Consider the following 25,386-nt stretch of genomic DNA (forward strand, 5'->3'; position numbering starts at 1 on the left):
GGCCCGCTCAGCCGCCGTCCTCGGTGAGGGTGGTGGCCGGCAGCCAGTCGGCGCCGAGGAGCTGGGCGAGGTCGGCGAGCCCGGTGGTGTCGCTGCCGACGGCGTCGGACGCGGCGGCGATCCGCTCGACCATGACCTTGCCGACCTGCTCCTCGACGGTGCCCTCGGCGTACGCGATGTGCCAGGGGGAGACCTGGTGGTCGCGGTGGGTGCGGCCGGTGACCTGGCGCCCGGCGATGCCGGAGAAGCGGGCCTGGTGGAAGACGCCGACCCGTGGCTCGGTGGACGCCTGCCGGCCGTCGGCGAGGGTCTCGCCGGCGTGCAGGCTGATCGACGCGACCGTGGTGAAGACGCAGACCTTCGCCTCGCCCGTCTGGAACCGCAGCCGTTCGGCCTCGACGTCGAACCGGTCGCGACCGTAGATGGTGGCGACCGCGATGCCGGCGTCGCGCAGGCGGTCGGTGATCGGGTCGGCAGCCGTTGCGACGAACTCCACCGAGCACGCCACCTGCCGCTCGGCCCGCACCTGCTGGGCGATCCAGTCGACCGTCGAGTCGACCCGGATCAGGCCGGCCTTCTGGCGGAACCGCAGCAGCGCGGCCCGCCCCTTCGCGACATTGCGGCCGCGACGGGCCAGGTCCATCTCCCGGCAGAACTCACCCCACTCCGCCTCGTACGCCGTGCGCTCGGCCGGGGTGAGCGCCACCGGCATGCCCGAGATCGGCACCGGGCCCCACGGCGCCGCGCGGTGCAGCATCGCCGGGGGCCGCTCCTCGGCGAGCCAGCCGCGGACCAGCTCGAGGTCCGCGGCGCGGCGGGCCGGGTCGGTGGTCCAGGTCGCGCCGTACCGGCCCGACTCGACCGCCACGCCGTGCCGCTCCAGCGCCTCGGCGAACGCGGCGCCGGGCTGGGTGGCGTTGGTCCACTGCCGCATCGGCTCGCCGTGGAGCTGGGCGTAGGCGGGGGCGAGATAGGGCAGCTCGAGCGGGGTGTGGCCGGGCGTCGCGGTGGTCGCGATGACGAACGGCGCCTCGTCGTGGGGCCTGGCGTGCCCGGAGACGCGGGTCCAGTGCTTCCACCGCTTGGTCGTCGTCCGGCGCAGGGCGTGGGCCTCGTCGGCGATGATGACGTCCCAGGTGTGGTCCTTCACCTTCTCCAGCCGGTCCCAGGTGATCACCACCCACTCCAGGCCGCTGTCGCCGAGGGCCGTGATCGTGCGGCACCAGTGACCGATGGTGATCGCCGCCGGCCGGTCGGCCACGACGAGCACCCGTCGTGCGCCGCGCAGGCTGCCCACGGCGCTCGCGCCGAGGACGGCGGAGATCGTCTTGCCGACGCCGGGCTCGTCGGCCAGCAGGAACAGCCGCCCACCGGCCTCGGCCCGCGCCGCGATCGCGTCGGCGGCCTCGAACTGGATCCGACGGGGCTCCAGCGCGTCGGTCGGCTCGGGGGCGGGCCGGGGATCGTCGGGGTTGAGGCTGTTCTCGAGGAACCGACCGAGGGTGTACGGACCCGGCGCGAAGGGCCGCAGGTGCGCGGGGAGCGCGCGGCCGACGTACAGATGGGTCTTGACCGCCGGGTGCCAGGTCGCGCCGTCGACCTGCGTGCCGTACGGCACGTCGAGCACCCACAGCCGTTCGCCCGGGCCGACGAACGGCAGCGGCCGGGCCGGGGCCGGGCCACGGCGGCGACGGCCGCTGGTACGACGGGAACTGGCCACCCCCGGACGCTACCGGGGCGCGGCCTCCGCGGAGTCCGGCACGCCGTCGTACGCCGGCAGGTCCGGTCCGCCGACCGCACGCTCGATCAGGGCGGTGAAGTACTCCATGTCCGGCTCGGGCGCGGGCTGCTCGCCGGTGGCGGTGAGCATCTGCACGTGCATCCGGCCGATCTCCTGGTTGGCGGCCACGTAGTCGCGCATCCGCTCCTGGTAGCCGGCGAACCCGGTCGCGGGATCCCAGCGGGAGGCGGCGAGCTCGCCGGCCAGCAGGTAGGCGCCGACCAGGGCCAGGCCGGTTCCGGCGCCGGACATCGGACTCGCGCTGAACGCCGCGTCGCCGAGCAGGCCCACCCGCCCGACGTGCCATCGGTCCAGCACCACCTGGGCCACCTGGTCGAGGTAGAAGTCCGGCGCGTCGTCGAGGTGCGCGAGGATGCGCTCGGTCTCCCAGCCGAAGCCCGCCATCTGCTCGCGCAGCAGCCGCTTCTGCGCCGCGATGTCGCGGTGGTCGATGGCGAAGTCGGGTGCGGGGAAGGACAGCATCGCGATCGCCCGGGTCGGGTCCGGGACGGGGCGCAGGCCCGCGGAGCGGCCGCCGTCGTTGTGGTCGATCGCCCAGCCGTCGAGACCGAACTCGTTGGGCACGGTGAAGAACGCCAGCACCATGCCGAGGTGGCGCACGTGCTCCTCGTGCGGCCCGAACACCATCGAGCGCAGTGCCGAGTGCAGCCCGTCGGCGCCGATGACCAGGTCGAAACGCCGGCGCTCGCCGCTGGCGAAGGTGACGTCGACCCCGTCGGGGTCCTGGACGAGCTCGGCGATCCGGTAGCCGAAGACGTACTCGGCGTGGTCGCGGGTGGCGTCGTACAGGACCTGGGACAGGTCGCCGCGCAGCACCTCGACCTCGGCGATGTGGCCGTCACCGTCGTTCTCGTCGGCGCGGTAGGTCTCCAGCACCGTCCCGTCGGCGGCCACGGTGTGCCCGCCGAGGGTGTCGGTGCACGCCGCGCGCACCTCGGCGTCGAGGCCCATCAGCCGGATCACGTCCTTGGCCACCCCGCGCGCGTCCACCGCCTGACCACCCGGCCGCAGCCCGGGCGCCTGCTCCACCACCGTCACGGTCGCGCCCCGCCGGCACAGCCAGTGGGCGAGCGCAGGCCCCGCGATGCTCGCCCCGGTCACCAGCACCCTGATCTCGCTCATCGTGTCCCTCTCGTCTCGTCGGCCTCACCGTGTCGGCCGACGCTGGTGTGACCCGGCCGTCGTCCGGAACTCATCGGTCCCGCTACCCTCGCCCGGTGGACGTCGCTGCGCGCATCGAGGCCGGCCGGGGCGACTTCGTCCTCTTCGCGATCACCCCGCCCCGACGCTCGACGCCGGCCGAGCGGCTCCCCGAGATCGCCCGCGCCACCACCCAGCGGCTCGAGGGCCTCGACCTCGACGGGCTGGTCCTCTACGACATCGACGACGAGAGCTCCCGCAACCCGGCCGAGCGCCCGTTCCCCTTCACCCCCACGGTGGACCCCTCGACGTACCGCTCCGAGCACCTGCCGAGCTGGCCGACCCCGGTCATCGTCTACCGCGCCGTGGGCAAGTACCAGCCCGAGGAGCTCCGCGACTGGCTCGCCGCGCAGGACCACCGGCGCACCCTGACCGTGCTCGTCGGCGCCGCCTCCAGCGGCACCACCACGCCCCTGTCCCTCGCCGACGCCCAGGCGCTGCGGGCGGAGGCGAACCCGAGCCTGCTCCTCGGGGGAGTGGCGATCCCCGAGCGCCACAGCCGCCGCGACAACGAGCACCTGCGCCTCATCGCCAAGCAGGAGGCAGGCTGCCGCTTCTTCGTCACCCAGGTCGTCTACGACCTCAACGCCGCCAAGAACCTGGTCTCCGACTACCGCTACGCCTGCGCGGAGCGCGGCCTCACCCCGGTCCCCATCGTGTTCACCTTCTCGGTCTGCGGCTCGATGAAGACCCTCGAGTTCCTGCGGTGGCTCGGCGTCGACGTACCGCGGTGGATCGAGAACGACCTGCGGCACTCCACCAACACCCTGCGCGCGTCCGCCGAGCAGGCCGCCGCGACCGCGCTGGAGCTGGCCGACTTCTGCCGCCGGCTCGACGTACCGCTGGGGTTGAACGTGGAGAGCGTCTCGATCCGGCGGGAGGAGATCGAGGCTTCCGTCGAGCTCGCGGCGCGGTTGCGTGCGCAGGTGCGGGCTACTTGACGAGCACACCCCCGTCGACGGGGAGCGCGACGCCGGTGATGTAGCGCGCCTCGTCCGAGGCGAGGAACAGCACGGCGTTGCTGACGTCGATCGACTCGACCCACGGGATCGGGTAGAGGATCGTGTCGCCCGAGGCCTTCGCGAAGTCGTCCTTCGTCGGGTGCTCCAGGTCCGGGCTGAACAGGTCGTACATGCCCTGGTTCTGGACCATCGGGGTGTCGACCTGGGTCGGGTTGACGGTGTTGACACGCACGCGGTGCTCGGCCAGCTCCTGGGCGAGGGTCTTCATCAGGCCCACGACGCCGTGCTTGGCCGACACGTAGTGCCCGACCCCGGTGTACGACCGGAGGCCGGCGACCGACGCCGTGAGCACGATCGAGCCGCCGGTGCCCTGGCGGATCAGGTGGGGGATGGCGGCCTTCGCCGTGCGCCACACGCCGGAGAGGTTGATGTCGATCATCTCGGCCCAGGTCTCCTCCGACAGCTCGTGCGCGTCGCCGAAGGACAAGATCCCTGCGTTGGCGAGCACGATGTCGACGTGCCCCAAGGCCTCGACGCCGGCGTCGAGGGCCGACTGGAGCGAGCCGAAGTCGCGGACGTCGGCCGGTGCGGAGTAGATCCGCCGCCCCAGGGCCTCGACCAGGCGGACCGTCTCCTGCATGTCCTCCTCGGTGGCCATCGGGTAGGGCACGGTGTCGATGTCCTTGAGGGCGTCGACGGCGATGATGTCGGCACCCTCCTCGGCCAGGCGGACCGCGTGGCTGCGCCCCTGCCCACGGGCGGCGCCGGTGATGAACGCGACCTTGCCCTCAACTCGTCCTGCCATCTTCTCCTCCTCTGGTGACGGCCACCGCGTGGCCTCGGATCTACTTGACGAGCACGCCGGCGTCGACCGGCAGCGCTACGCCTGTGATGTACCTGGACTCGTCCGAGGCCAGGAAGAGTACGGCGTTGCTGACGTCCCGCGACTCCACCCAGGGAGTCGGCAGAGCGTTCATCGCCTGCGAGACCGGTGCGAAGTCCTCGCGTCCCGGGGCCTCGAGGCCGGGACAGAACAGCCGGTACATCGGGTCGTTCATGATCATCGGGGTGTCGACCTGCGTCGGGTTGAGACTGTTCACGCGGATGCGGTGCGGCGCGAGCTCCTGCGCCAGGGTCTTCATCAGCCCGTTGATCCCGTGCTTCGCGGCGGTGTAGTGCGCGATGTTGGCGTAGCCCTTGAGACCCGCGGCCGAGCTGGTGAGCACGACCGACCCACCCGTGCCCTGGCGCAACAGATGGGGGATCGCGGCCTTGACCGTGCGCCAGGTGCCACCGAGGTCGATGTCGACCACGGTCTGCCACTGCTCCTCGGTGATCTCGTGGGCGGGCGCCGGGGCGTTGACGCCGACGTTCGCGCAGACGACGTCGAGCCGGCCGAGCCGGTCCACGCCGTCGTCGACGGCCTCGGTCAGGCCCGGAGCGTCGCGGACGTCGGCGACGTACGCGACCGCACGGCGTCCCAGCGCCTCGACCTGGCGGACCGTCTCGTCGAGGTCGGCCCGCGTGGCGAGGGGGTAGGGCACCTCGGGCAGGTCGGCGCACCGGTCGACGAGGATGAGGTCGGCGCCCTCCTCGGCGAGACGCACCGCGTGGCTGCGGCCCTGTCCTCGGGCAGCGCCGGTGACCAGTGCGACCATGCCGGCCACGCGTCCGGCGCTCATTTGATGATCCCGTAGCGTCGGCGGTCGATCGTCAAGGCGACCGCGGCGATCACGACAGCGCCCTTGACGATCAGCTGGGTATACGGATCGACCGATGTGATGTCCATGCCGGAGCTCAGCAGCACGATCACGAGCGCGCCGAGCAAGGTGCGATGCGGGCCGCCAACTCCGCCGGAGAGGGCGGTGCCGCCGACGACGATCGCCGCGATCGAGTTCAGGAGGCTGGGATCGGCGCCCATCGGCACGCCGGTGCTCGCCTGGCCGGTGAAGATGATCCCGGCGATGGCGGCGACCGCGCCGGCCAGCGCGAACACCGCCAGCTTGACCGCTTGCACCCGCACGCCGCTGAGGGCCGCGGCGCGTTCGTTGCTGCCGACGGCGTACAGGTGACGGCCGAACGGGGTGGCGAAGGCGATGACCGTCGCGATCGCGGTGAGGACGATGGCGATGAGCGCGCCGTTCGGGATGCCGGGGATGGTCGACTCGTTGACCAGCCTCTGCAGCAGATCCGACCGGTAGGACACCGGCCCGCCGTTGGAGATCGAGTTGGAGATGCCGTTGAGGATCGACATCATGCCCAGCGTCACGAGGAAGGACGGCACTTTCAAGAACGTGGTGATCAGGCCGTTGACGAGGCCGACGACGGCGCCGACAGCGACGACCAGGAGGATCGCGAGCGTCCCGCCGAAGTCGTCGATCCAGGTGGCGATCAGGATCCCGGCGAGCGTGGCGTTGGCCGCCACCGACAGGTCGATCCCGCCGATCAGGATGACGAAGGTGCCGGCGAGGGCGACGACGGTCAGGAAGGCCATCTGTCGCAGGATGTTCTGCGCCGAGTCGGCCGAGACGAAGGCCGAGGTCTGCGACTGGAAGTAGACCACGAGCGCGACGACGGCGACCGTCGGGACGAGCACGTTGCGGTGGCGGTCCAGCCGGCGAAGCAGGCGTCGGTCCTCCGTCACTGCTGCTGGCGCCGGGGCGAGCTGGGCTTGGTTCTGGGACACGAGTTCCTCACATCATGTGCTTGATCACGTCGACCTCGGTCGGCTTGGCGGTGGTGGGGGAGGCGATCTCGGCGGTCACGACGCCGTCCTTCATGACGACGATCCGGTCGGCCATCCCGATGACCTCCTCGAGGGACTCGGCGCAGAGCAGGACGCCGATGCCCTCGGTCGCCAGGTCGCGGATGAGCCCGTAGATCTCCTCGCGCGTGCCGACGTCGATGCCTCTCGTGGGGTCGTTGAGGACGAGCACGCGGCAGGACCGTCCCTGCCACCGCGCGAACACCGCCTTCTGCTGGTTGCCTCCGCTCAGCTCACCGATGGGAGTGCCGAGGTCCTTGGTCTTGATCCGCAACCGGTCCGCGAGAGCCGCCGCACGGACGCGCTCCTCTCGCAGGCGCAGCAGGCGGGTCCACTTCGAGCGGAGCAGGTCCAGGAACCCGATCGAGATGTTGCCGCGCACCGACGCGGTGGCGAACAGCGAGTCGAGCGCCCGCTCCGGCGGGACGTACAGCACGCCGGCCGCGACGGCTGCCGGGCTGCTCCACCGCCGCCGCACCCGGCCGTCGAGGACCACCGAGCCGGCGTCGAGCCGATGCGCGCCGGCGACCGCCGCGGCCAGGGTCGACTTGCCCGACCCGATGACGCCGGCGAGGCCGACGATCTCCCCGGGCCTGACCTGGAGGTCGACGCCCTCGAACTCGCCGGTGACACCCGCGCCGCGCAGCTCCAGGACGGGCTCGTCGGCGCGCGCGCCGAGCTGCTCGTGCTCGCGGTAGTAGTCGGTGCTGCGCTCGGTACCGACCATCAGCTCATGAAGCCGTTCGGCCGAGATGCCCCGGTTGTCGAGGGTGTCGACCGTGCGACCGTCACGCAGCACCAGGAGGCGGGTGCTGATGCGCAGCACGTCCTGCAGGATGTGGGACACGAAGATGAACGAGACCCGCTCGCGCCACCGCTCGACCAGGTCGAACAGGATCTCGACCTCGGTCTCGCTGAGCGCGCTGGTGGGCTCGTCGAGCAGGATCACCGGGGCGGCGCCTCCCGCGCCGGCCCGCGAGAACGCCTTCGCGATCTCGACCAGCTGGCGCTGCGGGTAGGTCAGGTCGGCGACGACGTCGTCGGCGGCCACGCCGGCGATGTGCAGATCCTCGAGCAGTGCGCGGGCGGCGGCCCGGAGCCGAGCTCGCCGGCCCGGACCCCGCCCGCCCACCTCGTACTCCCGTCCGAGGTAGATGTTCTCGTGCACCCGCAGCGCGTCCACGAGCGCCTGCTCCTGGACGACGACGGAGATGCCGAGCCCGCTGAGTGCCCGCGGGTCGCCCAGCGGGGCCTCGGCGTCGCCGATCGTCAGCCGACCGGAGTCGGGGCGGACCGTTCCGCTCAGGACGCCGATGAGGGTCGACTTCCCGGCGCCGTTCTCGCCGATCAGACCGAGCACCTCGCCGGGGCGCACCTCGAGCGAGACGTCGCGCAGGGCGTGCACGGGTCCGTAGCTCTTCGACACGCCCGCGAGCCGGATGGTGGGGGTCGAGGTCATGCGATCACGCGACGAGCTCGCTCTTGAACGCGAACAGCGGTCCGGACTTGAACGCCGCGTCGTAGGTCTCGCGGACCCCCGCGATGTCGGCCTTCGCCCATGCCTTGTTGAGGGTGTACTCGTCCTGGGGCACGCCCTGGTAGTACTCCTCCGGGTCGATCGGGTTGAGCACCGTCTGCGGGTCCCAGGAGTCCGGGTTGAGCGAGCGGCTCATCGCGGACCAGTCGAACGGGAGCTGGTCCTGGTAGATCGTGTCGAGCACCGTGGCGGCCGAGTCGGGCTTCACCAGCAGCGCACCCTGCGCCATGAAGCGCTCGGGCAGCGAGAACTCGACGCCGTTGAGCGCGTCGAAGGTGGTGACGCCGAGCAGGCCCGCGGTCAGGCCACCGATGGTCGCGCTCGTGAGGAACTGCTTCCCGTCCGCGATGTACTGGACGTTCTGCTGGTTGCCGTCGAATCCGGTGACGGCCTTGCCCTTGATGCCCTGTGCGTCGAGGGCGGCGATGACCCCCGCGGCCTGGCTGTCGTTCTGGGCGAAGACGCCGACGAAGTCCCCGACCGACGGCAGGATGTTGGTGAACGACTTGCGGGCGTCCTCCGACGTCCAGTTCCCCGGCGAGGCCGTCTTGATCTCGATGTCCGGGAAGTCCGCGAGGGCGGCGTTGAGGCCGGCGGTGCGCTGGTCGTCGGCCGAGGAGCCCTTGGCGCCGGGCACGTGGATGATCGTGCCGCTGCCGCCGACCTCCTCGAACAGCGCGCGTGCGGTCGCCTCGGCGATCTTGGTCGACATCGGCGTGATGAACCGGACCCACTTGTCGGCGTCGGCCGGCGTGTACCAGGGCGGCGCCGTGTAGGAGCTGGCGTAGAGGATGCCGGCCGCCTGAGCGGCCTTGGTGACGGCCGCCGCCTGAGCCTCGGTGGCAGGTGTGCCGAAGACGGACTTGCCGCCCGCCGCCTTGACGGTGCCGATCTGGCCGAGTGCGGTGTTCACGTTGCCCTGGTCCTCCAGAGACGCGACCTCGACGCCGAGCGCCTTCATCGCCTGCTTGCCGCCCTCGTTGAAGGCGACGAAGAAGTCGTTGGACAGCGTCGTGACCTGGATCCAGGACTTCGACGCGACCGACTTGCCCTTCCCCTTGCCCGTGCTGTCGTCGCCGCAGGCGCTGAGACCGACGGCGAGGCCGGCAGCGCCGGCGACGGAGAGGAAGGCCCGCCGGGACAGGGGGCTGGGGAAGAAGGACGGGTCGCGGGCGATGTCGACGATGCGAGATTCGGTGGAAGCCATGGTGGGCCCTTCGGGATGCAGGGGGAGTCGCGAGAGAGGGATCGCCGGACGGCGACCTTGGGAGGCGGTCAGGCGGTCGCGTCGGGGAGCAGGTGCTGGGCGAACCAGGCGGTGGCGTGCTCGGCGGCCGCCGCGAGCTTGCTCCGGTCGCTGTAGAGCGTCATGTGGGAGGTGTGGGGCAGGACGACGAGCTCCTTGCGGGCGCTCGGAATGGCGTTGAAGGTCTCGATCTCCAGGTCCCACAGGGTCAGGTCGTCGCCTTCCGCGACGATCATCATCGACGGGGTGTCGTAGATGCGGTCGACGAAGTAGTTGACGTCGTAGTCGAGCAGCAGGTCGACCGACTCCATGGTGCTGAGGTTCTGATAGAGCGGGGCCTCGGTGGCCTGCAGCTGGAGGAAGGTCGACTTGGTCTCCGGGAACGGCCAGGCCGAGAGCTCGTGCTCGGGGTCCTCGGACGCGTGCGGCAGATAGAGCCGCTGGCTCGGGTCGTCGTACCGGAGCCGGCGGTCTTCGAGGATCGCCGACCACAGGCGGCGATAGCCCAGCGTCCCGTGGACGCGTCGCATGTTGCGATGGCCGTCGACGACGGGGATCTGGCTGACGATGGCCTTCACCCGGGGGTCGGTGGCGGCGAGGATCAACACGTGCCCGCCCGAGTAGGAGATGCCCCACGCGCCCAGACGGTCGGGATCGATGCCCGGGGTGCGCTCGAGGAAGCTCAACGCGTTGCGGTAGTCGCGAACCTGGGCGGTGGGGTCGAGGTGCTGGCGCGGCTCACCGTCGGAGACCCCGAGGTTCCGGTAGTCGAACACGAGGGCCGCGATGCCTGCCCGGGCGAACGCCTCGGCGTAGTAGGGCATGACGAGCTCACGGACATAGCACCACCCGCCGGCGAGGACCACCGCCGGCGTCGGGTCGTCGGTGTCCGGCCGGTACAGCCAGCCGCGGACCGTGGTCCCCTCGCTCTGGAACTCGACGTCGTCGCGTCGCATCAGATCTCCTTCGAAGTCGGTGACGGGCGTGCCTCACCGGGGCGGGCGCCGGGCCGAGGGCCGCGGCGGACACCGCGACTCGGAGCATCATCGTGGCGTCGGTCACACCGAGTGTCAAGTAATACTGGACAGTAGATCTGGCGAACCTCTGTCGTCCGGTGAAGCGTGAACGTAAAGTGTCACTGGACAAAGCAAGTGTCAAGTGTCACTGGACACTCGGTCGCCGCGCGGCTACTGTCCCCGTGCCGGAACGACCGGCACGGGAGGTGGAAACGGCGGATGGACGACCAGGGCCTGCTGCTCGCGTACGAGAGGATGATGGTCGTACGGCGGATGGAGGAGCGGATCTCCGCGCTCTACGCCGCCGACGCCATCCCCGGCTTCGTGCACACGTCCATCGGACAGGAGGCCTGCGCGGTCGGCGCCCTGCTGCACGCCCGGCCGACGGACGTGATCACCTCCACCCACCGTGGCCACGGCCACGTGCTCGCCAAGGGCCTGGAGCCGCGCCGGGTGCTTGCGGAGCTGATGGGCAAGGAGACCGGGGCCTGCCGCGGACGCGGGGGCTCGATGCACGTCGCCGACCCTTCGCTCGGCATCTTCGGCGCCAACGGCATCGTGGGGGCGGGGCTGCCCATCGGGGTCGGCGCTGCCCACGCGCTGCGGGTGCGGGGACAAGGCGACCTCGTCGTGAGCTTCTTCGGAGACGGTGCAGTCGCGACGGGGGCCTTCCACGAGTCGGTCAATCTCGCCGCGCTCTGGCGGCTGCCGATGGTCTTCTTCTGCGAGAACAACGGATACTCCGAGTTCTCGCGTGCGGATGACCAGCACCCGGTGCCAGTGCGCGACCGCGCGGCGGCGTACGGGATCGAGGCGGTACGCCTCGACGGGTCCGACGTCGAGGCGGTGGCCGCCGGCATGCGGGAGGTGTTCGAGACGGTGCGCGCCGGCCGGGGGCCGGTGCTCGTGGAGGCGACGACGGTGCGGGTCCATGGCCACTACGAGGGCGACCCCCAGCGCTACCGCGACGCCGCGGCGATGGCGGCCGAGGTCGCCGCTGCGGATCCGCTGACCCTCGCCCGCGCGCGGCTCGTCGCGCGCGCGGTCCCCGCCCAGGAGATCGAGGCGACCGAGGCGCGGGCGCTGGCCGTCGTCGACGATGCGGAGGCGTTCGCACGCACGTCGGCCGAGCCGTCGGCCGAGACCGCACTCGACCACGCGTACGCGCCGCGCCGCGTCCTGCCGGAGCCCGGCCCGTTGCCCGAGGACCGCCCCGTGATGTCCCAGTCACGAGTGGTGCGACAGGCCCTCGACGACGCACTCGAGGCGAGCTCCGAGGTCTTCCTCGCCGGAATCGACGTCGCCGGGGGAAACGTCTTCGGTGTCACCCGCGGCCTCGCCCAGGCCCATCCCGGCCGGGTGCTCGACACGCCGATCTCGGAGACCGCGATCATGGGACTCGGCGTGGGTTCGGCGATGGCGGGCATGCGGCCCGTGGTCGAGCTCATGTACGTCGACTTCCTGGGAGTCTGCCTCGACCAGCTGATGAACCAGGCGGCCAAGCTGCGGCTGATGACCGGCGGGGCCGTCAGCGTGCCGATGGTGGTACGGACCCAGTTCGGCTCGGGACGCTCCTCGGGAAGTCAGCACTCGCAGAGCCTCGAGGCACTGCTGGCCCACATCCCGGGGCTCACGGTGGTGATGCCGAGCTCGGGCACCGAGGCCTACGGTCTGCTCCGCTCGGCGATCGACGACGACAACCCGGTCGTCTTCCTCGAGCATCGACTGATCTACGAGCGGAAGTCGCCGTTGCCGCCGCCCGACTACCGGATCCCGCTCGGCCGGGCTCGGATCGCTCGCCCCGGTCGCGATGTCACGGTGGTCGCGTGGTCCCGGATGGTCGCACACGCGGTCGAGGCCGCGGAGCTGCTGGCGAGCGAGGGAATCGACGTCGAGGTGGTCGACCTGCGCTCCATCGTGCCGCTCGACCGGGACACGATCCTCGACTCCTTCGCCCGGACCAACCGGATGGTGATCGCCCAGGAGGCGGTCGTCGACTTCGGCGTGGGAGCCGAGATAGCCGCGCTCGCGGTCGACGCCGGGTTCTGGTCACTCGACGCCCCCGTCGTGCGCGTCGGGGCAGCGTATGCGCCGGCGCCGTACGCCCCCGCCCTGGAGCGGGAGTGGGGAGCGGGGGTCGACGACATCGTCGTCGCCGTCCGCAGGGTGACGGCATGCTGACGGCCACCCGGCCGCACCAGAATGCGGCGCAGGTCCCCGGCCGATCGCTCGGGGACGTCGTGCGCGCGGCTGCGCTCGCCGCGCCCTCGCGGATCGCGGTCGTCGACGGAGGCACCAGGCTGACCTGGTCCGCGCTGGTCGACCGCGCGACGACGGTCGCGGGAGCACTGACCGAGCTCGGCGTCCGGCGGGGGGACGCCGTCGTCCTGCAGCTGCCCAACTGGTGGGAGACCGTGGTCGTGACCTGGGGGGTGTGGCTCGCCGGAGGCGTCGTCGTGCCCGTCGTGCCGATCTACCGGGCACGCGAGCTGGGCTTCATCGTCGACCAGGTCGACCCTGCGGCGATCGTCGCCGCCGGTGAGCACCGCGGTCATCGACACGCCGACGAGCTGCGCGCGCTCATGCGGGAGACGGGGCGGCCGACGCCCGTCGTCTCCGTACGTGCCACGGACTCGGATCCATTGCGTCTCGAGACGCTCCGGTCCGCCCCGGTCCAACCGGAGCGGCTGGCGCCGGACGACGTCGCTCTGGTGCTGTACACCTCGGGCACCACCTCGGCGCCGAAGGGGGTCTTGCACACGCATCGCACGCTGTTGGCGGAGAGCGCGAGCATGACTCGGGCGTGCGGGCTCACGGCCGAGGACCGCGTCTTCATGCCGTCCCCGCTGAGCCATGTCACGGGCCTGAGCTATGCGATCGTGCTGCCCGCCGACCTACGCGCGTCAGCCGTGCTTCTCGACCGCTGGAGCGCCGACGACGCGGTGGCCGTCGTCGAGCGTGAGTCCTGCACCTTCGCCGTCAGCGCGACGCCGTTCCTGCGCGGGCTCGCGGAGGTCTATGCGGCCCGCGGGACTCCGGCGAGCCTGCGGATCTTCGTGTGCGGCGGCGCGGACATCCCGCCCGAGCTCGTTCGTCGAGCCCGGGCCGTGATGGGCACGGCGGTGGTGCGCACCTATGGGTCCACGGAGCTGCCCACGGTGGCGATGGCCGATCCCTTCGGAGACGTCGACGCGGCGGCCGACGGCGAGGGCGCCGCGATCGGCGACAACCAGATGACCGTCCGCTCGGACGAGGACGGCACCGAGGAGCTGTTGGTGCGCGGCCCGGAGCTCTTCGTCGGCTACGTCGACAGCCGCCTGAACGCCGACGCCTTCACCGCCGACGGATGGTTCCGCACCGGCGACACCGCGACGATCTCGGCGGACGGCGTGCTCCGCATCGCGGGCCGGATCAAGGACATCATCAACCGCGGCGGGGAGAAGTACAGCGCCGCCGAGGTGGAGTGGGCGCTGCTCGAGCATCCGCACGTCGCGGAGGTCGCGGTCGTCCGCTACCCCGACGAGGCACTGGGGGAGCGCGCGTGCGCGTTCGTGGTCCCCACCCCGGGCGAGCGGCCCACCCTGGCCACGCTGCGCGACCACCTGGTCGCGTCGGGATATGCGGTGCAGAAGGCTCCCGAACGGCTCGAGCTTGTCGACAGGCTGCCGCGCACGCCCAGCGGCAAGATCCAGAAGTTCCGACTCGAGGAAGGACTACGCTTGCGGCCCGTGCGAGACGAAGGGGAGTCCCCGACATGACCGACGACGCCGCGTCGGACGACGCGACCAGCAACGGGACCCCCAGGGCGAGCCGGCGTCGTGCCGCCGCCGGCGGGTTGGGCGCCTCGGTCGGTCAGAACGTCCGCGCCGAGCGGAAGCGGCAGGGAATCTCGGTGCGTGAGCTCGCTCGTCGGCTCGGGGTATCGGCATCCTTCCTGTCGCAGTTCGAGCTCGGCCAGAGCAAGGCAGCGGTCAACACGCTGTTCGCGATCGCGTCCGAGCTCAACCTCTCGCTCGACGAGCTGCTCGGCAGCAGCGTCGAGGCGCCCCGGCCGAGCTCCGAACGGCGACCCGCGCTCTCCGACAAGGACGGCGCGGCCGAGTTCGCGGAGTACCTGACCCTGCAGAACGGGGTGCGCTGGAAGCGGCTCGCCGACACGCCGCCCGACCATCACGTGCAGTTCCTGCTCACCGAGTACGAGCCGGGAGCCGACTCCGCGCCCGGCGACGCGCCTCAGCGGCACCCTGGCGACGACTACGGCTACGTCCTCGAGGGCACGCTCACGATCGAGGTCGACGGCACCACCCGCACCTTGGGCGCGGGGGAGTCGATCCACCTGCGCGGCGACGTGCCGCACCGGCTCCACAACCTGTCCGACGAGCTGGTGCGCGCCATCTGGTTCGTCGTCAGCTGACGCTGGTCTGTCGTCCGGCTTCGAAGGGGGACGGGCTGGCCATAAGCCGGGTTCTGTCCCTCGTCTCCGAGGGGGCGACCATCCATCTAGGGCTGCCGTTGCCGACAGCCTCGAGCGACCTACCCGCACACTCGGACGAGCCGCCCTCGAACGTGTGCTGTCTGGTCTTGCTCCGGGTGGGGTTTGCCGAGCTGCGCCGGTCACCCGGCGCACTGGTGGGCTCTTGCCCCACCGTTTCACCCTTACCCCGCCCACGAGGGGCGAGGCGGTCTGTTCTCTGTGGCACTGTCCCGCGGGTCACCCCGGGTGGGTGTTACCCACCACCCTGCTCTGTGGAGCCCGGACTTTCCTCGGGATCCGACGCCTCGCGGCGATGGATCACGCGGTCGCCCGGCCAGCCCGTCCGTCGCCCACTCTAGGGAACAACGGGCCTCGCGGGACAGTTGAGGGACACATGAACGAGATGCCCGAGATCAAGGTGCTGCCGCCCGTTCTCTTCCCGGGCACGACCGCACGTCACGAGGCGGCGTACCGCACCGCCCACGACTTCCTGTCCCGCCGGGCGCCGCGCGAGGCGCTCCAGGTGCTGGAGCCGGCGCTGGAGCAGGAGCCGGACAACCGGGGGCTGCGCTCGCTGCGGGCGTGGGCGTACCTGATGCGCGCCCAGCTGCAGAAGGCGGCCGACGAGCTGACCGGGCTGGTGGCCGAGGACCCGGCCGACGCGTGGAGCCGGCATGCGCTGGGGCGCGCGCTGGAGCGCCAGGCGAGGTACGACGACGCGCTCCCGCACCTGCGGCTGGCCGCGGCGATGACGGGCGACCCCGAGCACGAGTACGACGTGCTGCGGGTCGAGCGGCTGGCGGGTCGGCTGCAGTAGATTCGGGACATGGCGAGTGACGGCGAGTACTGGTTCTGCCTGACCCACCACCAGGTCGAGGGCGTCGAGGGCTGTCCCAACAAGGACCGGCTCGGTCCCTACCCCACGCAGGCCGAGGCCGCGCGGGCGCTGGAGAAGGCCGCGGAGCGCACCGAGGCCTGGGACGAGGACCCGGCCTGGAACGACGACGTCGAGGACAAGTAGTCCCTTGGCGTTCGCCCGGCGCCGCCGGATCCGTCCGGTGGCGATCGACCCTGCCACCGGACGGCGGATCTCTCCGTGGCCGTTCGTCGGCCTGGTCCTGCTGGTCTCGTCCTTCTTCCTCTACGCCGCCTCGGGCCTGCTCGCGCCGGCCTGGGCGGTCGTGGTCCTGCTGCTGACCTGGCTGGTCATGCTCGTGCTCTGCTTCGTGTGGTGGACGCCCCACCCGAAGCGCACGGTGTGGCTGGGGATCGCCTCGTTCGTGTGGTGGTGGGTCGCCGTCACGGCGGGCGGGATCCTGCTGGACTGGAACGCCTAGGCCTAGACTCGCGCCCATGACCTCCCGGGACCACTAGGGCGTCGCCGCGGCCGGCTCGCGCCGGCCGCGTGCTCAGCGACCCCTCGTTCCCGTCCTTCCCGGAGGAATCCCATGTCCGGCGTCACCGACGCCGGGAGCACCCGCCTGCTTCTCGCCGGCCCCGCGGTCGCGCGCACCTTCGCGTGCGCGCTGCTCGGCCGGCTGGCGTACGGCGTGCTCCCGCTCTGCTTCCTGTTCACCGTCCGCGACGCGACCGGCTCGTTCGCACTCGCGGCCGCCTGCTCGGCGACCCTCGGGCTCGCCACCCTGGTCATGCCCGTCCAGGCCCGGCTGCTCGACCGCCTCGGCCAGCACCGGGTGCTCCCCGTCGCCAGCCTGTGCTGGTCGTCCCTGCTCGTGGTCGCGGTCGCCCTGGCCCGGGGCGAGCACCCGGCCGCCCTCTGGCTCGGCCTCTCGCTCCTGCTCGGGGTCAGCGGGCCGCTGCTCGGGCCGTCGATGCGCGCGCAGTGGCGCGAGATCGCCCCCGAGGGAGCACAGCGGCGCCGCGCCTACGCGCTCGACTCGGTCGGTGAGGAGTCCCTCTACCTCGTCGGGCCGATCCTCGCGGGTGGCGTGCTGGCCCTCGGTCCGGCGTGGGGCGGCCTGCTCCTCGCGGCGGGTCTGGTCGGGTGCGGCACCCTCGCGCTGGTCCTCTCGCCGTACCGGCCACCGGCGAGCGGGACCGGCGCCGTGCCGGTCGCCGGGCGGACCGGCCCGGCCGGGCTCGGGTCCGGGCTGGCCGGCCTGGTCCTCACCCTGGTGCTCTTCGGCGCCGGCAGCGCCGCGACCTTCGTCGGCATCGCCGCCCTGGCCGACCGGGCCGGGCGGCCCGGTCTCGCCGGCCCGGTCGAGGCCGCGCTCGCCGCCGGAGCCGTCACCGGCGGCCTGCTCTGGGCCCGCCACGGCCGCACCCGGCCCGCCGCCCCCGTCCTCGCCGCACTCCTCGCGGGACTCGCCGTCACCCAGGGCGTGGTCGCTCTCGCCGGCGGGCTGCTGGTCGCGGCGCTCGTGCTCGCGCTCGGCGGGCTCGCCACCTCGCCGATCCTCGTGGTCGCCTACGCGGTCGTCGACGAGCGGGTCCCGCCCGGTCGGCGTACCGAGGCGTCGACGTGGGTCAACGTCGGCGTCAACAGCGGCAGCGCGCTCGGCACCGCCGTCGCCGGCCTGCTCGCCGGCGGGGGAGGAGGCCTGCCGTTCGTGCTCGCGGCCGGGCTCTCCGTAGGCGCTGCCGGGGCGGCGCTGGCGTGGGGCAGGATGTCCCCATGGCCATCCACATCACCGACGACGCCGCCGCCGACGAGCTCCTGACGGACAACCCGTTCGCGCTGCTGGTGGGGATGATGCTCGACCAGCAGTACCCCATGGAGCACGCCTTCCTGGGCCCGCAGAAGGTCCTCGGCCGGTTCGGCAGCTTCGATCCCGCGGCGATCGCGGCTGCCGACCCGGAGGAGTTCGCGGCGTTGTGCTCGACGACCCCGGCGATCCACCGGTTCCCGGGGTCGATGGCGGCGCGGCTGCAGGAGCTGGCCCGCATCGTCGTGGAGCAGTACGACGGCGACGCCTCGCGGCTGTGGACCGAGGCGGCCGACGGCAAGGACCTGCTCAAGCGGATCCAGGCGCTGCCCGGGTTCGGCGCGCAGAAGGCGAAGATCTTCACGGCGCTGGTGGCCAAGCAGCTCGACGTCCGCCCGGCCGGGTGGGAGAAGGCGGCGGGCGACTACGCGCTCGACGGCTTCCGCTCGGTGGCCGACGTGGTGGACCCGGTGTCGCTGCAGAAGGTGCGCGACTACAAGAAGGCGGCCAAGGCGACCGAGCGAGCGGTCAGCGCCGAGCGAGGAACGAGCTCAGGGCGATGAGCCGCGAGCGAGGGAGCCAGGCGAGCGCAGCGAGCCTAGGCCAAGGCCAAGGCGGACGCGTAGCGCAGCCGGCTTCCTGAACGCCGGCTGAGCCGCCGCTGAACGGGTCCTGAACGCCCCGATGCGCGAAGGTCTGGGACCCCCGTGGCAGAATGGCAGAGCGGTCTTGACGCCTCCGGTCTTTGCCGCGCCCTTGAACCGTCAGCATCGAGAGGTGTTCGTGTCCTCGAACCATCGTTCGGTCCCGCCCGCCCTGCTCAGCCACCCGTCGATCGCCGCGCTCATCGAGCACGCCGCGCCGGTCGGCCGGGTCGCCGCGGAGGACCTCCGCCAGGCATTCGCCGCCGCTGAGGTCGCTCCGGCCCAGCTCAAGGGCCTGATGGCCCACCTGTCGGGTCTCGGCATCTCCGTCGAGCTCGGCGCGCCCGTCGAGCAGCGTGCCGTCGCCGCCGCCGCGCGCAAGGGCGCGTCGGCGACCGCGACCACGGCCAAGAAGCCGGCCCCCGCGCCGGCCAAGAAGGCCGCGGCCAAGGCCGACGCCGCTCCGGTCGACCTCGGCGAGGTCGAGGTCGCGCCCGTGCCGGTGGTCGGCCCCGACGGCAAGAAGCTGCTGCCCGACATCCCCGACGACCAGTTCGAGAAGGACGTCGCCGCGGACCCGACGATCAAGGAGGACGAGAAGAACGCGTCCTTCATCGTCTCCTCGGCCGACGAGACCGACGAGCCGGCCCAGCAGGTCATGGTCGCCGGCGCGACCGCCGACCCGGTCAAGGACTACCTCAAGCAGATCGGCAAGGTGCCCCTCCTCAACGCCGAGATGGAGGTCGAGCTCGCCAAGCGGATCGAGGCCGGCCTGTTCTCGGAGGAGAAGCTCGGCAAGGGCGGCAAGCTCTCGCCGAAGGTGCAGGAGGAGCTCGAGTGGATCGCGGAGGACGGTCGCCGCGCCAAGAACCACCTGCTCGAGGCCAACCTGCGTCTCGTCGTCTCGCTCGCCAAGCGCTACACCGGCCGCGGCATGCTGTTCCTGGACCTCATCCAGGAGGGCAACCTCGGCCTGATCCGCGCGGTCGAGAAGTTCGACTACACCAAGGGCTACAAGTTCTCGACGTACGCCACCTGGTGGATCCGCCAGGCGATCACCCGCGCCATGGCCGACCAGGCCCGCACCATCCGGATCCCGGTGCACATGGTCGAGGTCATCAACAAGCTCGCCCGCGTCCAGCGCCAGATGCTGCAGGACCTGGGCCGCGAGCCCACCCCGGAGGAGCTCGCCAAGGAGCTCGACATGACCCCGGAGAAGGTCGTCGAGGTCCAGAAGTACGGCCGCGAGCCGATCTCGCTGCACACCCCCCTGGGCGAGGACGGCGACTCCGAGTTCGGTGACCTGATCGAGGACTCCGAGGCGATCGTCCCGGCCGACGCGGTCAGCTTCACGCTCCTGCAGGAGCAGCTGCACGCCGTCCTCGACACGCTCTCCGAGCGCGAGGCGGGCGTGGTGTCGATGCGCTTCGGCCTGACCGACGGCCAGCCCAAGACCCTCGACGAGATCGGCAAGGTCTACGGCGTGACCCGCGAGCGGATCCGCCAGATCGAGTCCAAGACGATGTCGAAGCTGCGCCACCCGTCGCGCTCGCAGGTCCTGCGCGACTACCTCGACTGAGCCGCGTCCTGATCGACCCCGCCGGGTGACCGGCGGGGTCGTTCCGCATCTGCGGGGCGAAAAAGGCACGAGGCCCCGAGCGGGTGCTCGGGGCCTCGGCTGAGGTCGGACTCAGTCGGCGACGGGCGCCGGCTTGTCGGTGAGCCGGTGGGTCTCGTCGTGGAAGGCGACGGCGATGTCCTTCAGGGCGTCTCCGTGCTCGCGCGCGTGGTGGGCGCAGAAGAGAAGCTCTCCGCCCGAGGCGAGCTCTACGCGGAGGTAGGCCTGGGCGCCACATCGGTCGCAGCGGTCCTCCGCGGTCAGCGGGGCGCTGGGAGCAACAGCAGTCGTCATCTCTCGGGCCTCTCTCTCGTGCGATCTCCCACCCTCATCGGGCGGTCGTCCGGATCAACGTAGCGACTGGATCAAAGATTCCCGTCTCCATGTGGTCCATTCCACTTCTCGTGTCCCTCATCATCCAAGCACCTGTTGGGGGACGTATCCGTCATTTTCCATCGCCCGAAACAAGCTTGTGACCATCCGATCGGCCGGGGCTGCGTAGGCACGCGGCGTGTCGCGGGTAGATTCGTGCTCTCGGAAGTACCCGTGATGCACGTGAGGAGCCGGTCATCGCCGACAACACCTACAACGCCGCCCACCTGCTGGTCCTCGAGGGCCTCGAAGCCGTGCGGAAGCGTCCCGGGATGTACATCGGCTCCACCGACACCCGGGGGCTCATGCACTGCCTCTGGGAGATCATCGACAACGGCGTCGACGAGGCCCTCGGCGGCTTCGCCCGCCGGGTCGAGGTGATCCTGCACGCCGACGACTCCGTCGAGGTGCACGACGACGGGCGCGGCATCCCCACCGACAAGGAGCCCAAGACCGGGCTGCCCGGCGTCGAGGTCGTGGCGACCAAGCTCCACGCGGGCGGCAAGTTCGGCGGCGGCTCGTATGTCGCCACCGGCGGCCTGCACGGCGTCGGCCTCTCGGTCGTCAACGCCTTGTCGAGCCGGATGGACATCGACGTCGACCGCTCCCCGGCGAGCCAGGGCCTCAGCTTCCAGCGTGGCGTGCCCGGCGTCTTCGACGGCGAGGGTCCTCGCGCGTCGTTCACCCCGCAGTCCGGGCTGACCCGCAAGGGCGGGCGGGTGGCCAAGGGGAGGTCGGGCACCCGGATCCGGTTCTGGCCGGACCGCCAGATCTTCACCAAGGACGCCGACTTCGTCCTCGACGGCCTGATCGGCCGCGCTCGGCAGACCTCGTTCATCGTTCCCGGACTCGAGCTGGTCATCAAGGACCAGCGCGCCGCCGACCAGGGCGAGTGGACCGAGGAGAGCTTCCGTCACGACGGCGGCATCGGCGAGTTCTGCGACTACCTCGCCACCGGCGAGCCGGTCACCGAGGTGCTCCGCCTGCAGGGCAGCGACGTGTTCACCGAGACGGTCCCGCTGCTCGACGACAAGGGCCACATGACCCCGCAGGACGTCGAGCGCGAGCTCACCGTCGACGTCGCGGTGCGCTGGGGCACCGGCTACGACACCGAGCTGCGCTCCTTCGTCAACGTGATCGCCACCCCCAAGGGCGGCACCCACGTCTCCGGCTTCGAGAGCGCGCTCACCAAGACGTTCAACGACGCGATGCGCGCCTCGAAGGCGCTCAAGGTCAACGACGACGACGTGATCAAGGACGACATCCTCGAGGGGATGACCGCGGTCGTCACGGTCCGGCTCGCCGAGCCGCAGTTCGAGGGCCAGACCAAGGAGATCCTCGGTACGCCGGCCGCGCGGACCGTCGTACGCAAGGTCGTGGCGAAGGAGCTCAAGGAGTTCCTGACCTCGACCAAGCGTGCCGAGAAGGCGCAGGCCAAGCTCCTCATGGAGAAGGTCGTCGCGGCGTCCAAGACCCGGATCGCGGCCCGCCAGCACAAGGAGACCCAGCGCCGCAAGAGCGCGCTGGAGTCCTCGACGCTGCCCGCCAAGCTCGCCGACTGCCGCTCCGGCGACAACGAGCGCACCGAGCTGTTCATCGTCGAGGGCGACTCCGCGCTCGGCACGGCCAAGCTCGCCCGCAACGCCGAGTTCCAGGCGCTGCTGCCGATCCGCGGCAAGATCCTCAACGTCCAGAAGGCGTCGGTGGGCGACATGCTCAAGAACGCCGAGTGCGCCTCGATCATCCAGGTGGTCGGCGCGGGCTCCGGCCGCACCTTCGAGCTCGACGCCCGCCGCTACGGCCGGATCATCTTCATGGCCGACGCCGACTCCGACGGCGCCCACATCCGCACCCTGCTCGCGACGCTGTTCTTCAAGTACATGCCCGACCTGGTCAAGGCCGGCCGCGTCTACTCCGCCGTGCCGCCGCTGCACCGGATCGAGATCTCCAACCCCAAGAAGGGCCAGGAGAAGTACGTCTACACCTATTCCGACGACGAGCTGCAGCGCAAGCTCGCCGAGCTGAAGAAGAAGAACGTGAAGTGGAAGGACCCGGTCCAGCGCTACAAGGGCCTCGGTGAGATGGACGCCGACCAGCTCGCCGAGACCACCATGGACCCGCGCCGCCGGACCCTGCGCCGGCTCACCGTCGACGAGCTCGAGGTCGCCTCGGAGGTGTTCGAGCTGCTCATGGGCAGCGACGTCGCGCCGCGCAAGGAGTTCATCATCCAGGGCGCCTACGAGGTCGACATGGAGACGCTCGACGCCTGAGCCTGCGACCGGAACCGCCGAGGGTGGCATCGGCGGAACCGTGCGGGATCTGTGGTCCAGATCTCTGGCGCAATCACCGTAAGTCCATAAAGTCAGTCGAGATTGTTTCGACGACAGGACTGCGATGATCGAGATCTCCGGACTGACCAAGAGCTACGGCTCGACCACCGTGCTCGACGGCATCGACCTGCACGTCCCCGACGGCCGGATCGCGGCCGTGGTGGGGCCGAGCGGGGCCGGCAAGAGCACCCTCGCGCGCTGCGTCAACGCGCTCGAGCGCCCGACCAGCGGCAGCGTGACCGTGCGCGGCCTGGACCTCGCGGCGCTCTCGGGCAAGGAGCTGCGCCGGGCCCGCCAGCAGATCGGCACCGTCTTCCAGTCGGCCAGCCTGCTGCGCCGGCTGACCGCCGCGCAGAACGTGGCCCTGCCCCTGCGCCACCAGGGCATCGCCGAGCCGGAGGTACGCCGCCGGGTCACGGAGCTGCTCGAGCGGGTGGACATGCTGCACCGCGCCAACCACTATCCCTCCCAGCTCTCCGGCGGCCAGCGCCAGCGGATCGGGATCGCCCGCGGCCTCGCGCTGCGGCCCTCGGTGCTGCTCTCCGACGAGGCCACCTCCGGGCTGGACCCCGACTCGACCCGGGCGATCCTCGCGCTGCTGACCGAGCTGCGCGACGACCTCGGCGTCACGATCTTGGTGATCACCCACGAGATGGACGTGGTGCGCGGCATCGCCGACCACGTGGCCCAGCTCGACCACGGCCGGATCGTCGAGCAGGGCCCGGTGAGCGAGGTCGTCCGGCGCTCGGACTCCGCGCTCGCGCGGGCCCTGCTGCCGCTGCCGCCGGCGCTGAGCGCGCCCGGCCTTCGCACGTGGCGACTCCGGCTCGCGGGCGAGGTCGCACCGACCTGGCTGGCGCGGGCCTCCCGTGAGCTCGGCGTGGACGTCGCGGTGCTGGCGGCGCTGGTGGAGGAGGCGGGGGAGGTGTCCGTGGGCCGCCTCGTGGTGGGCCTGCCGCCGCACCTCGACGCCGACGTCGTCGTCGCGGCCTTCCGCCGGCTCGGCGTGGTCGCCGAGCCCGACGCCGACACCGACGCGCAGCCCGAGACCCTGGCGGACCGGGAGCCCGCGGCATGAGCGCCGCGCTCCCGCTCATCGCCACCCCGTGGCCCGACGTACCGGACCTGCTGCTGCCCGCGCTGGGCGAGACGGCCCGCACGGTCGGCGTGGTGATGGCGATCGTGGTCCTGCTCGGTGGCCCGCTCGGGCTGCTGATCTTCAACACCTCGCCGCTCGGGCTCACCCCGCACCGCGCGGCGCACGTGACGATCAGCTGGGTCGCCAACCTGGGCCGGTCGCTGCCGTTCCTGGTGCTGATGGCCGCCATCATCCCGGTCACCAAGCTCGTCTTCGGGACCACCATCGGCTTCAAGGCCGCGCTCATCCCGATGGCGGTCGCCGGCGTCGCGTTCTTCGCCCGGCTCACCGAGAACGCGGTGCGCGAGGTGCCGCGGGAGCTGCTCGACGTCGGTCTCGCGGCGGGCTCGGGCCGCTGGCAGATCATGGCCGGCATCCAGCTCCGCGAGGCGCTGCCCGGCCTGGTCGCCGGGTTCACCCTCAACGTGATCGCGATGATCGAGTACTCCGCCATCGCCGGCGCGATCGGCTCCGGCGGGATCGGCTACCTGGCCGTCAACTACGGCTACCGACGCTTCGACGACACCATCATGATCGCCTGCATCGTCGTGCTCATCGCGCTCGTGCAGCTCATCCAGTTCACCGGCGACCGCGCCGTCCGCGCGCTCACGCACTGACCTGACCTCCCCTCTCCGTCCCGCTCCGTGAAAGGAAGCACCGCCATGTCCACCACCCGATCGAACCCCGACACCCAGGCCCCCGGCGACCGCCCCGAGATCGACCTGGGGGGTGGCGGGAGCCGCCGCTGGCTGGTCCTCGCCGTCGTCGGCGTCGTGTTGGTCGGCGTCGTCGTCGCCCTCGTCCTCCGCGGCGGCGGCGACAGCGAGAAGGCCGTCGCCGGCAGCCACTTCTCCGACGACTTCGCCATCGCCTACCAGGCGAGCTCGGCCTCGGAGCAGGCCTTCCTGGAGTACCTCGACAAGGAGATCGCGCCCGACTACGGCGTGCGCATCGACCCGGTCGGGATCGAGGACGGCAACCAGCTCGACCAGGCGACGGCCGACGGCAAGTACATCGCCAACATCTACCAGCACAAGCACTGGCTCCAGCAGGTCACCGACTCCACCGGGATGAAGCTGACCGCGCTCGGGCCGGTCTTCCAGTGGTCGTACTCGATCTACTCCTCCCGCTTCGGCTCGCTCGAGGAGCTGCCGGACGGCGCGACGATCGCGCTGCTCAACGACCCCGCCAACACCGCGCAGGCGCTGTGGATCCTGGAGCGCGCCGGCGTCCTCACCTTCAAGGACGGGGTGGACCCGTGGGCGGCGACCGAGGAGGACATCGCGAGCAACCCGCGCGGCTTCGAGTTCACCTACATGGAGTACGGCGCCGGGCCGCGCACCCTGGACTCGGTCGACGCCGTGATCGACTACAACATGTCCTTCGTCGACGCCGGGACCCCGGACGAGCAGCGCATCTACGCCCCCGACGCCCCGCGGGAGTTCGCCGGACAGCTGGTGGTCGGCACGGAGTACCTCGACGACCCGCAGGTGGCGACCCTGAAGAAGGTGTTCTTCGACCCCCGGGTCCAGGAGTACCTCGCCACCAACGACGACCCGAGCCTGTCGGGCCAGCTGGCGCCGGTCTCCGCGAGCTGACCGGGAGCCGGGCACCC

23 protein-coding genes and 1 other RNA gene are annotated in these 25,386 nt (G+C 71.4%); 14 read left to right on the forward strand and 10 right to left on the reverse strand.

Annotated features, from left to right (window positions below; all coding sequences use genetic code 11):
- Positions 1–7: 7 nt before the first annotated feature.
- Together JOD66_RS24465 and JOD66_RS24470 are read right to left on the reverse strand one after the other, a co-directional pair.
- Positions 8–1,720, reverse strand: coding sequence for a DEAD/DEAH box helicase (locus JOD66_RS24465; protein WP_307823702.1), 1,713 nt, complete (start codon positions 1,718–1,720; stop codon positions 8–10).
- Positions 1,721–1,729: 9 nt separating this feature from the next.
- Positions 1,730–2,923 carry an FAD-dependent monooxygenase gene (locus tag JOD66_RS24470; RefSeq protein ID WP_204839392.1) on the reverse strand — a complete coding sequence of 398 codons (1,194 nt, stop codon included), beginning with the start codon at positions 2,921–2,923 and terminating at the stop codon, positions 1,730–1,732.
- Positions 2,924–3,018: 95 nt separating this feature from the next.
- Here JOD66_RS24470 and JOD66_RS29675 point away from each other — a divergent pair, with 95 nt between their 5' ends.
- Entirely contained in the window at positions 3,019–3,942 is a 924-nt protein-coding gene (locus JOD66_RS29675; RefSeq protein WP_204839393.1) for a methylenetetrahydrofolate reductase, read from the forward strand.
- Here JOD66_RS29675 and JOD66_RS24480 read toward each other — a convergent pair.
- The 6 genes from JOD66_RS24480 to JOD66_RS24505 all read right to left on the reverse strand — a co-directional run bounded on the left by JOD66_RS24480 (position 3,935) and on the right by JOD66_RS24505 (position 10,466).
- Positions 3,935–4,768 carry a mycofactocin-coupled SDR family oxidoreductase gene (locus JOD66_RS24480; protein WP_204839394.1) on the reverse strand — a complete coding sequence of 278 codons (834 nt, stop codon included), beginning with the start codon at positions 4,766–4,768 and terminating at the stop codon, positions 3,935–3,937. The genes JOD66_RS29675 and JOD66_RS24480 overlap by 8 nt on opposite strands.
- A gap of 40 nt (positions 4,769–4,808) precedes the next feature.
- A complete protein-coding gene (locus JOD66_RS24485; protein WP_204839395.1) occupies positions 4,809–5,645 on the reverse strand; it encodes a mycofactocin-coupled SDR family oxidoreductase in 837 nt (278 codons plus the stop codon).
- The gene (locus JOD66_RS24490; RefSeq protein ID WP_204839396.1) at positions 5,642–6,649 is read right to left on the reverse strand and encodes an ABC transporter permease; all 1,008 of its coding nucleotides are present in this window, start codon (positions 6,647–6,649) and stop codon (positions 5,642–5,644) included. The genes JOD66_RS24485 and JOD66_RS24490 overlap by 4 nt, the downstream gene beginning before the upstream one ends.
- A gap of 7 nt (positions 6,650–6,656) precedes the next feature.
- Entirely contained in the window at positions 6,657–8,186 is a 1,530-nt protein-coding gene (locus JOD66_RS24495; protein WP_204839397.1) for a sugar ABC transporter ATP-binding protein, read from the reverse strand.
- A gap of 4 nt (positions 8,187–8,190) precedes the next feature.
- Entirely contained in the window at positions 8,191–9,471 is a 1,281-nt protein-coding gene (locus tag JOD66_RS24500; protein WP_204839398.1) for a sugar ABC transporter substrate-binding protein, read from the reverse strand.
- Positions 9,472–9,539: 68 nt separating this feature from the next.
- Complete coding sequence (locus JOD66_RS24505) at positions 9,540–10,466, reverse strand: alpha/beta hydrolase (RefSeq protein WP_204839399.1); 927 nt, start codon at positions 10,464–10,466, stop codon at positions 9,540–9,542.
- Positions 10,467–10,745: 279 nt separating this feature from the next.
- On the opposite strand from JOD66_RS24505, the gene JOD66_RS24510 reads away from it, so the two are divergent.
- The 3 genes from JOD66_RS24510 to JOD66_RS24520 are packed head-to-tail and all read left to right on the forward strand — an operon-like array spanning position 10,746 to position 14,940.
- Positions 10,746–12,707, forward strand: a complete 1,962-nt coding sequence (locus JOD66_RS24510; protein ID WP_204839400.1) for an alpha-ketoacid dehydrogenase subunit alpha/beta — start codon at positions 10,746–10,748, stop codon at positions 12,705–12,707.
- The gene (locus JOD66_RS24515; RefSeq protein ID WP_204839401.1) at positions 12,701–14,284 is read left to right on the forward strand and encodes an AMP-binding protein; all 1,584 of its coding nucleotides are present in this window, start codon (positions 12,701–12,703) and stop codon (positions 14,282–14,284) included. Before JOD66_RS24510 ends, JOD66_RS24515 begins: the two co-directional genes overlap by 7 nt.
- Entirely contained in the window at positions 14,281–14,940 is a 660-nt protein-coding gene (locus JOD66_RS24520; protein ID WP_204839402.1) for a cupin domain-containing protein, read from the forward strand. The genes JOD66_RS24515 and JOD66_RS24520 overlap by 4 nt, the downstream gene beginning before the upstream one ends.
- Before the next feature lie 27 nt (positions 14,941–14,967).
- Here the strand turns inward: JOD66_RS24520 and rnpB are convergent.
- An RNA gene (rnpB, locus tag JOD66_RS24525) (RNase P RNA component class A) lies at positions 14,968–15,342 on the reverse strand.
- A 52-nt stretch (positions 15,343–15,394) separates the two neighbouring features.
- Between rnpB and JOD66_RS24530 the strand changes: the two genes are divergently transcribed.
- The 6 genes from JOD66_RS24530 to JOD66_RS24555 all read left to right on the forward strand — a co-directional run bounded on the left by JOD66_RS24530 (position 15,395) and on the right by JOD66_RS24555 (position 19,892).
- Positions 15,395–15,817 (forward strand): tetratricopeptide repeat protein, encoded by a 423-nt coding sequence (locus JOD66_RS24530; RefSeq protein WP_204839403.1) that lies wholly within the window; start codon positions 15,395–15,397, stop codon positions 15,815–15,817.
- A 9-nt stretch (positions 15,818–15,826) separates the two neighbouring features.
- Complete coding sequence (locus tag JOD66_RS24535; protein ID WP_204839404.1) at positions 15,827–16,021, forward strand: hypothetical protein; 195 nt, start codon at positions 15,827–15,829, stop codon at positions 16,019–16,021.
- A gap of 37 nt (positions 16,022–16,058) precedes the next feature.
- Positions 16,059–16,337, forward strand: a complete 279-nt coding sequence (locus tag JOD66_RS24540; protein ID WP_204839405.1) for a hypothetical protein — start codon at positions 16,059–16,061, stop codon at positions 16,335–16,337.
- Between the two features lie 111 nt (positions 16,338–16,448).
- Positions 16,449–17,684 (forward strand): MFS transporter, encoded by a 1,236-nt coding sequence (locus tag JOD66_RS24545; protein WP_204839406.1) that lies wholly within the window; start codon positions 16,449–16,451, stop codon positions 17,682–17,684.
- Positions 17,639–18,232 carry an HhH-GPD-type base excision DNA repair protein gene (locus tag JOD66_RS24550; RefSeq protein WP_204839407.1) on the forward strand — a complete coding sequence of 198 codons (594 nt, stop codon included), beginning with the start codon at positions 17,639–17,641 and terminating at the stop codon, positions 18,230–18,232. Before JOD66_RS24545 ends, JOD66_RS24550 begins: the two co-directional genes overlap by 46 nt.
- A 214-nt stretch (positions 18,233–18,446) precedes the next feature.
- Positions 18,447–19,892 (forward strand): RNA polymerase sigma factor, encoded by a 1,446-nt coding sequence (locus JOD66_RS24555; protein ID WP_204839408.1) that lies wholly within the window; start codon positions 18,447–18,449, stop codon positions 19,890–19,892.
- A gap of 111 nt (positions 19,893–20,003) precedes the next feature.
- On the opposite strand, the gene JOD66_RS24560 is transcribed toward JOD66_RS24555, so the two are convergent.
- Positions 20,004–20,225, reverse strand: coding sequence for a DUF7455 domain-containing protein (locus JOD66_RS24560; protein ID WP_204839409.1), 222 nt, complete (start codon positions 20,223–20,225; stop codon positions 20,004–20,006).
- A gap of 230 nt (positions 20,226–20,455) precedes the next feature.
- Here JOD66_RS24560 and JOD66_RS24565 point away from each other — a divergent pair, with 230 nt between their 5' ends.
- The 4 genes from JOD66_RS24565 (at position 20,456) to JOD66_RS24580 (ending at position 25,369) form a co-directional block, all read left to right on the forward strand.
- Positions 20,456–22,573 carry a DNA gyrase/topoisomerase IV subunit B gene (locus JOD66_RS24565; protein ID WP_205126541.1) on the forward strand — a complete coding sequence of 706 codons (2,118 nt, stop codon included), beginning with the start codon at positions 20,456–20,458 and terminating at the stop codon, positions 22,571–22,573.
- A gap of 124 nt (positions 22,574–22,697) precedes the next feature.
- Entirely contained in the window at positions 22,698–23,711 is a 1,014-nt protein-coding gene (locus tag JOD66_RS24570) for a methionine ABC transporter ATP-binding protein (RefSeq protein WP_204839410.1), read from the forward strand.
- Positions 23,708–24,388: a methionine ABC transporter permease gene (locus JOD66_RS24575; RefSeq protein WP_204839411.1), complete on the forward strand. Its 681-nt coding sequence runs from the start codon at positions 23,708–23,710 to the stop codon at positions 24,386–24,388. Before JOD66_RS24570 ends, JOD66_RS24575 begins: the two co-directional genes overlap by 4 nt.
- Before the next feature lie 45 nt (positions 24,389–24,433).
- Positions 24,434–25,369 (forward strand): MetQ/NlpA family ABC transporter substrate-binding protein, encoded by a 936-nt coding sequence (locus JOD66_RS24580; protein ID WP_204839412.1) that lies wholly within the window; start codon positions 24,434–24,436, stop codon positions 25,367–25,369.
- Positions 25,370–25,386 lie beyond the last annotated feature (17 nt).

The organism is Nocardioides nitrophenolicus, assembly GCF_016907515.1.
GTDB lineage: Bacteria > Actinomycetota > Actinomycetes > Propionibacteriales > Nocardioidaceae > Nocardioides > Nocardioides nitrophenolicus.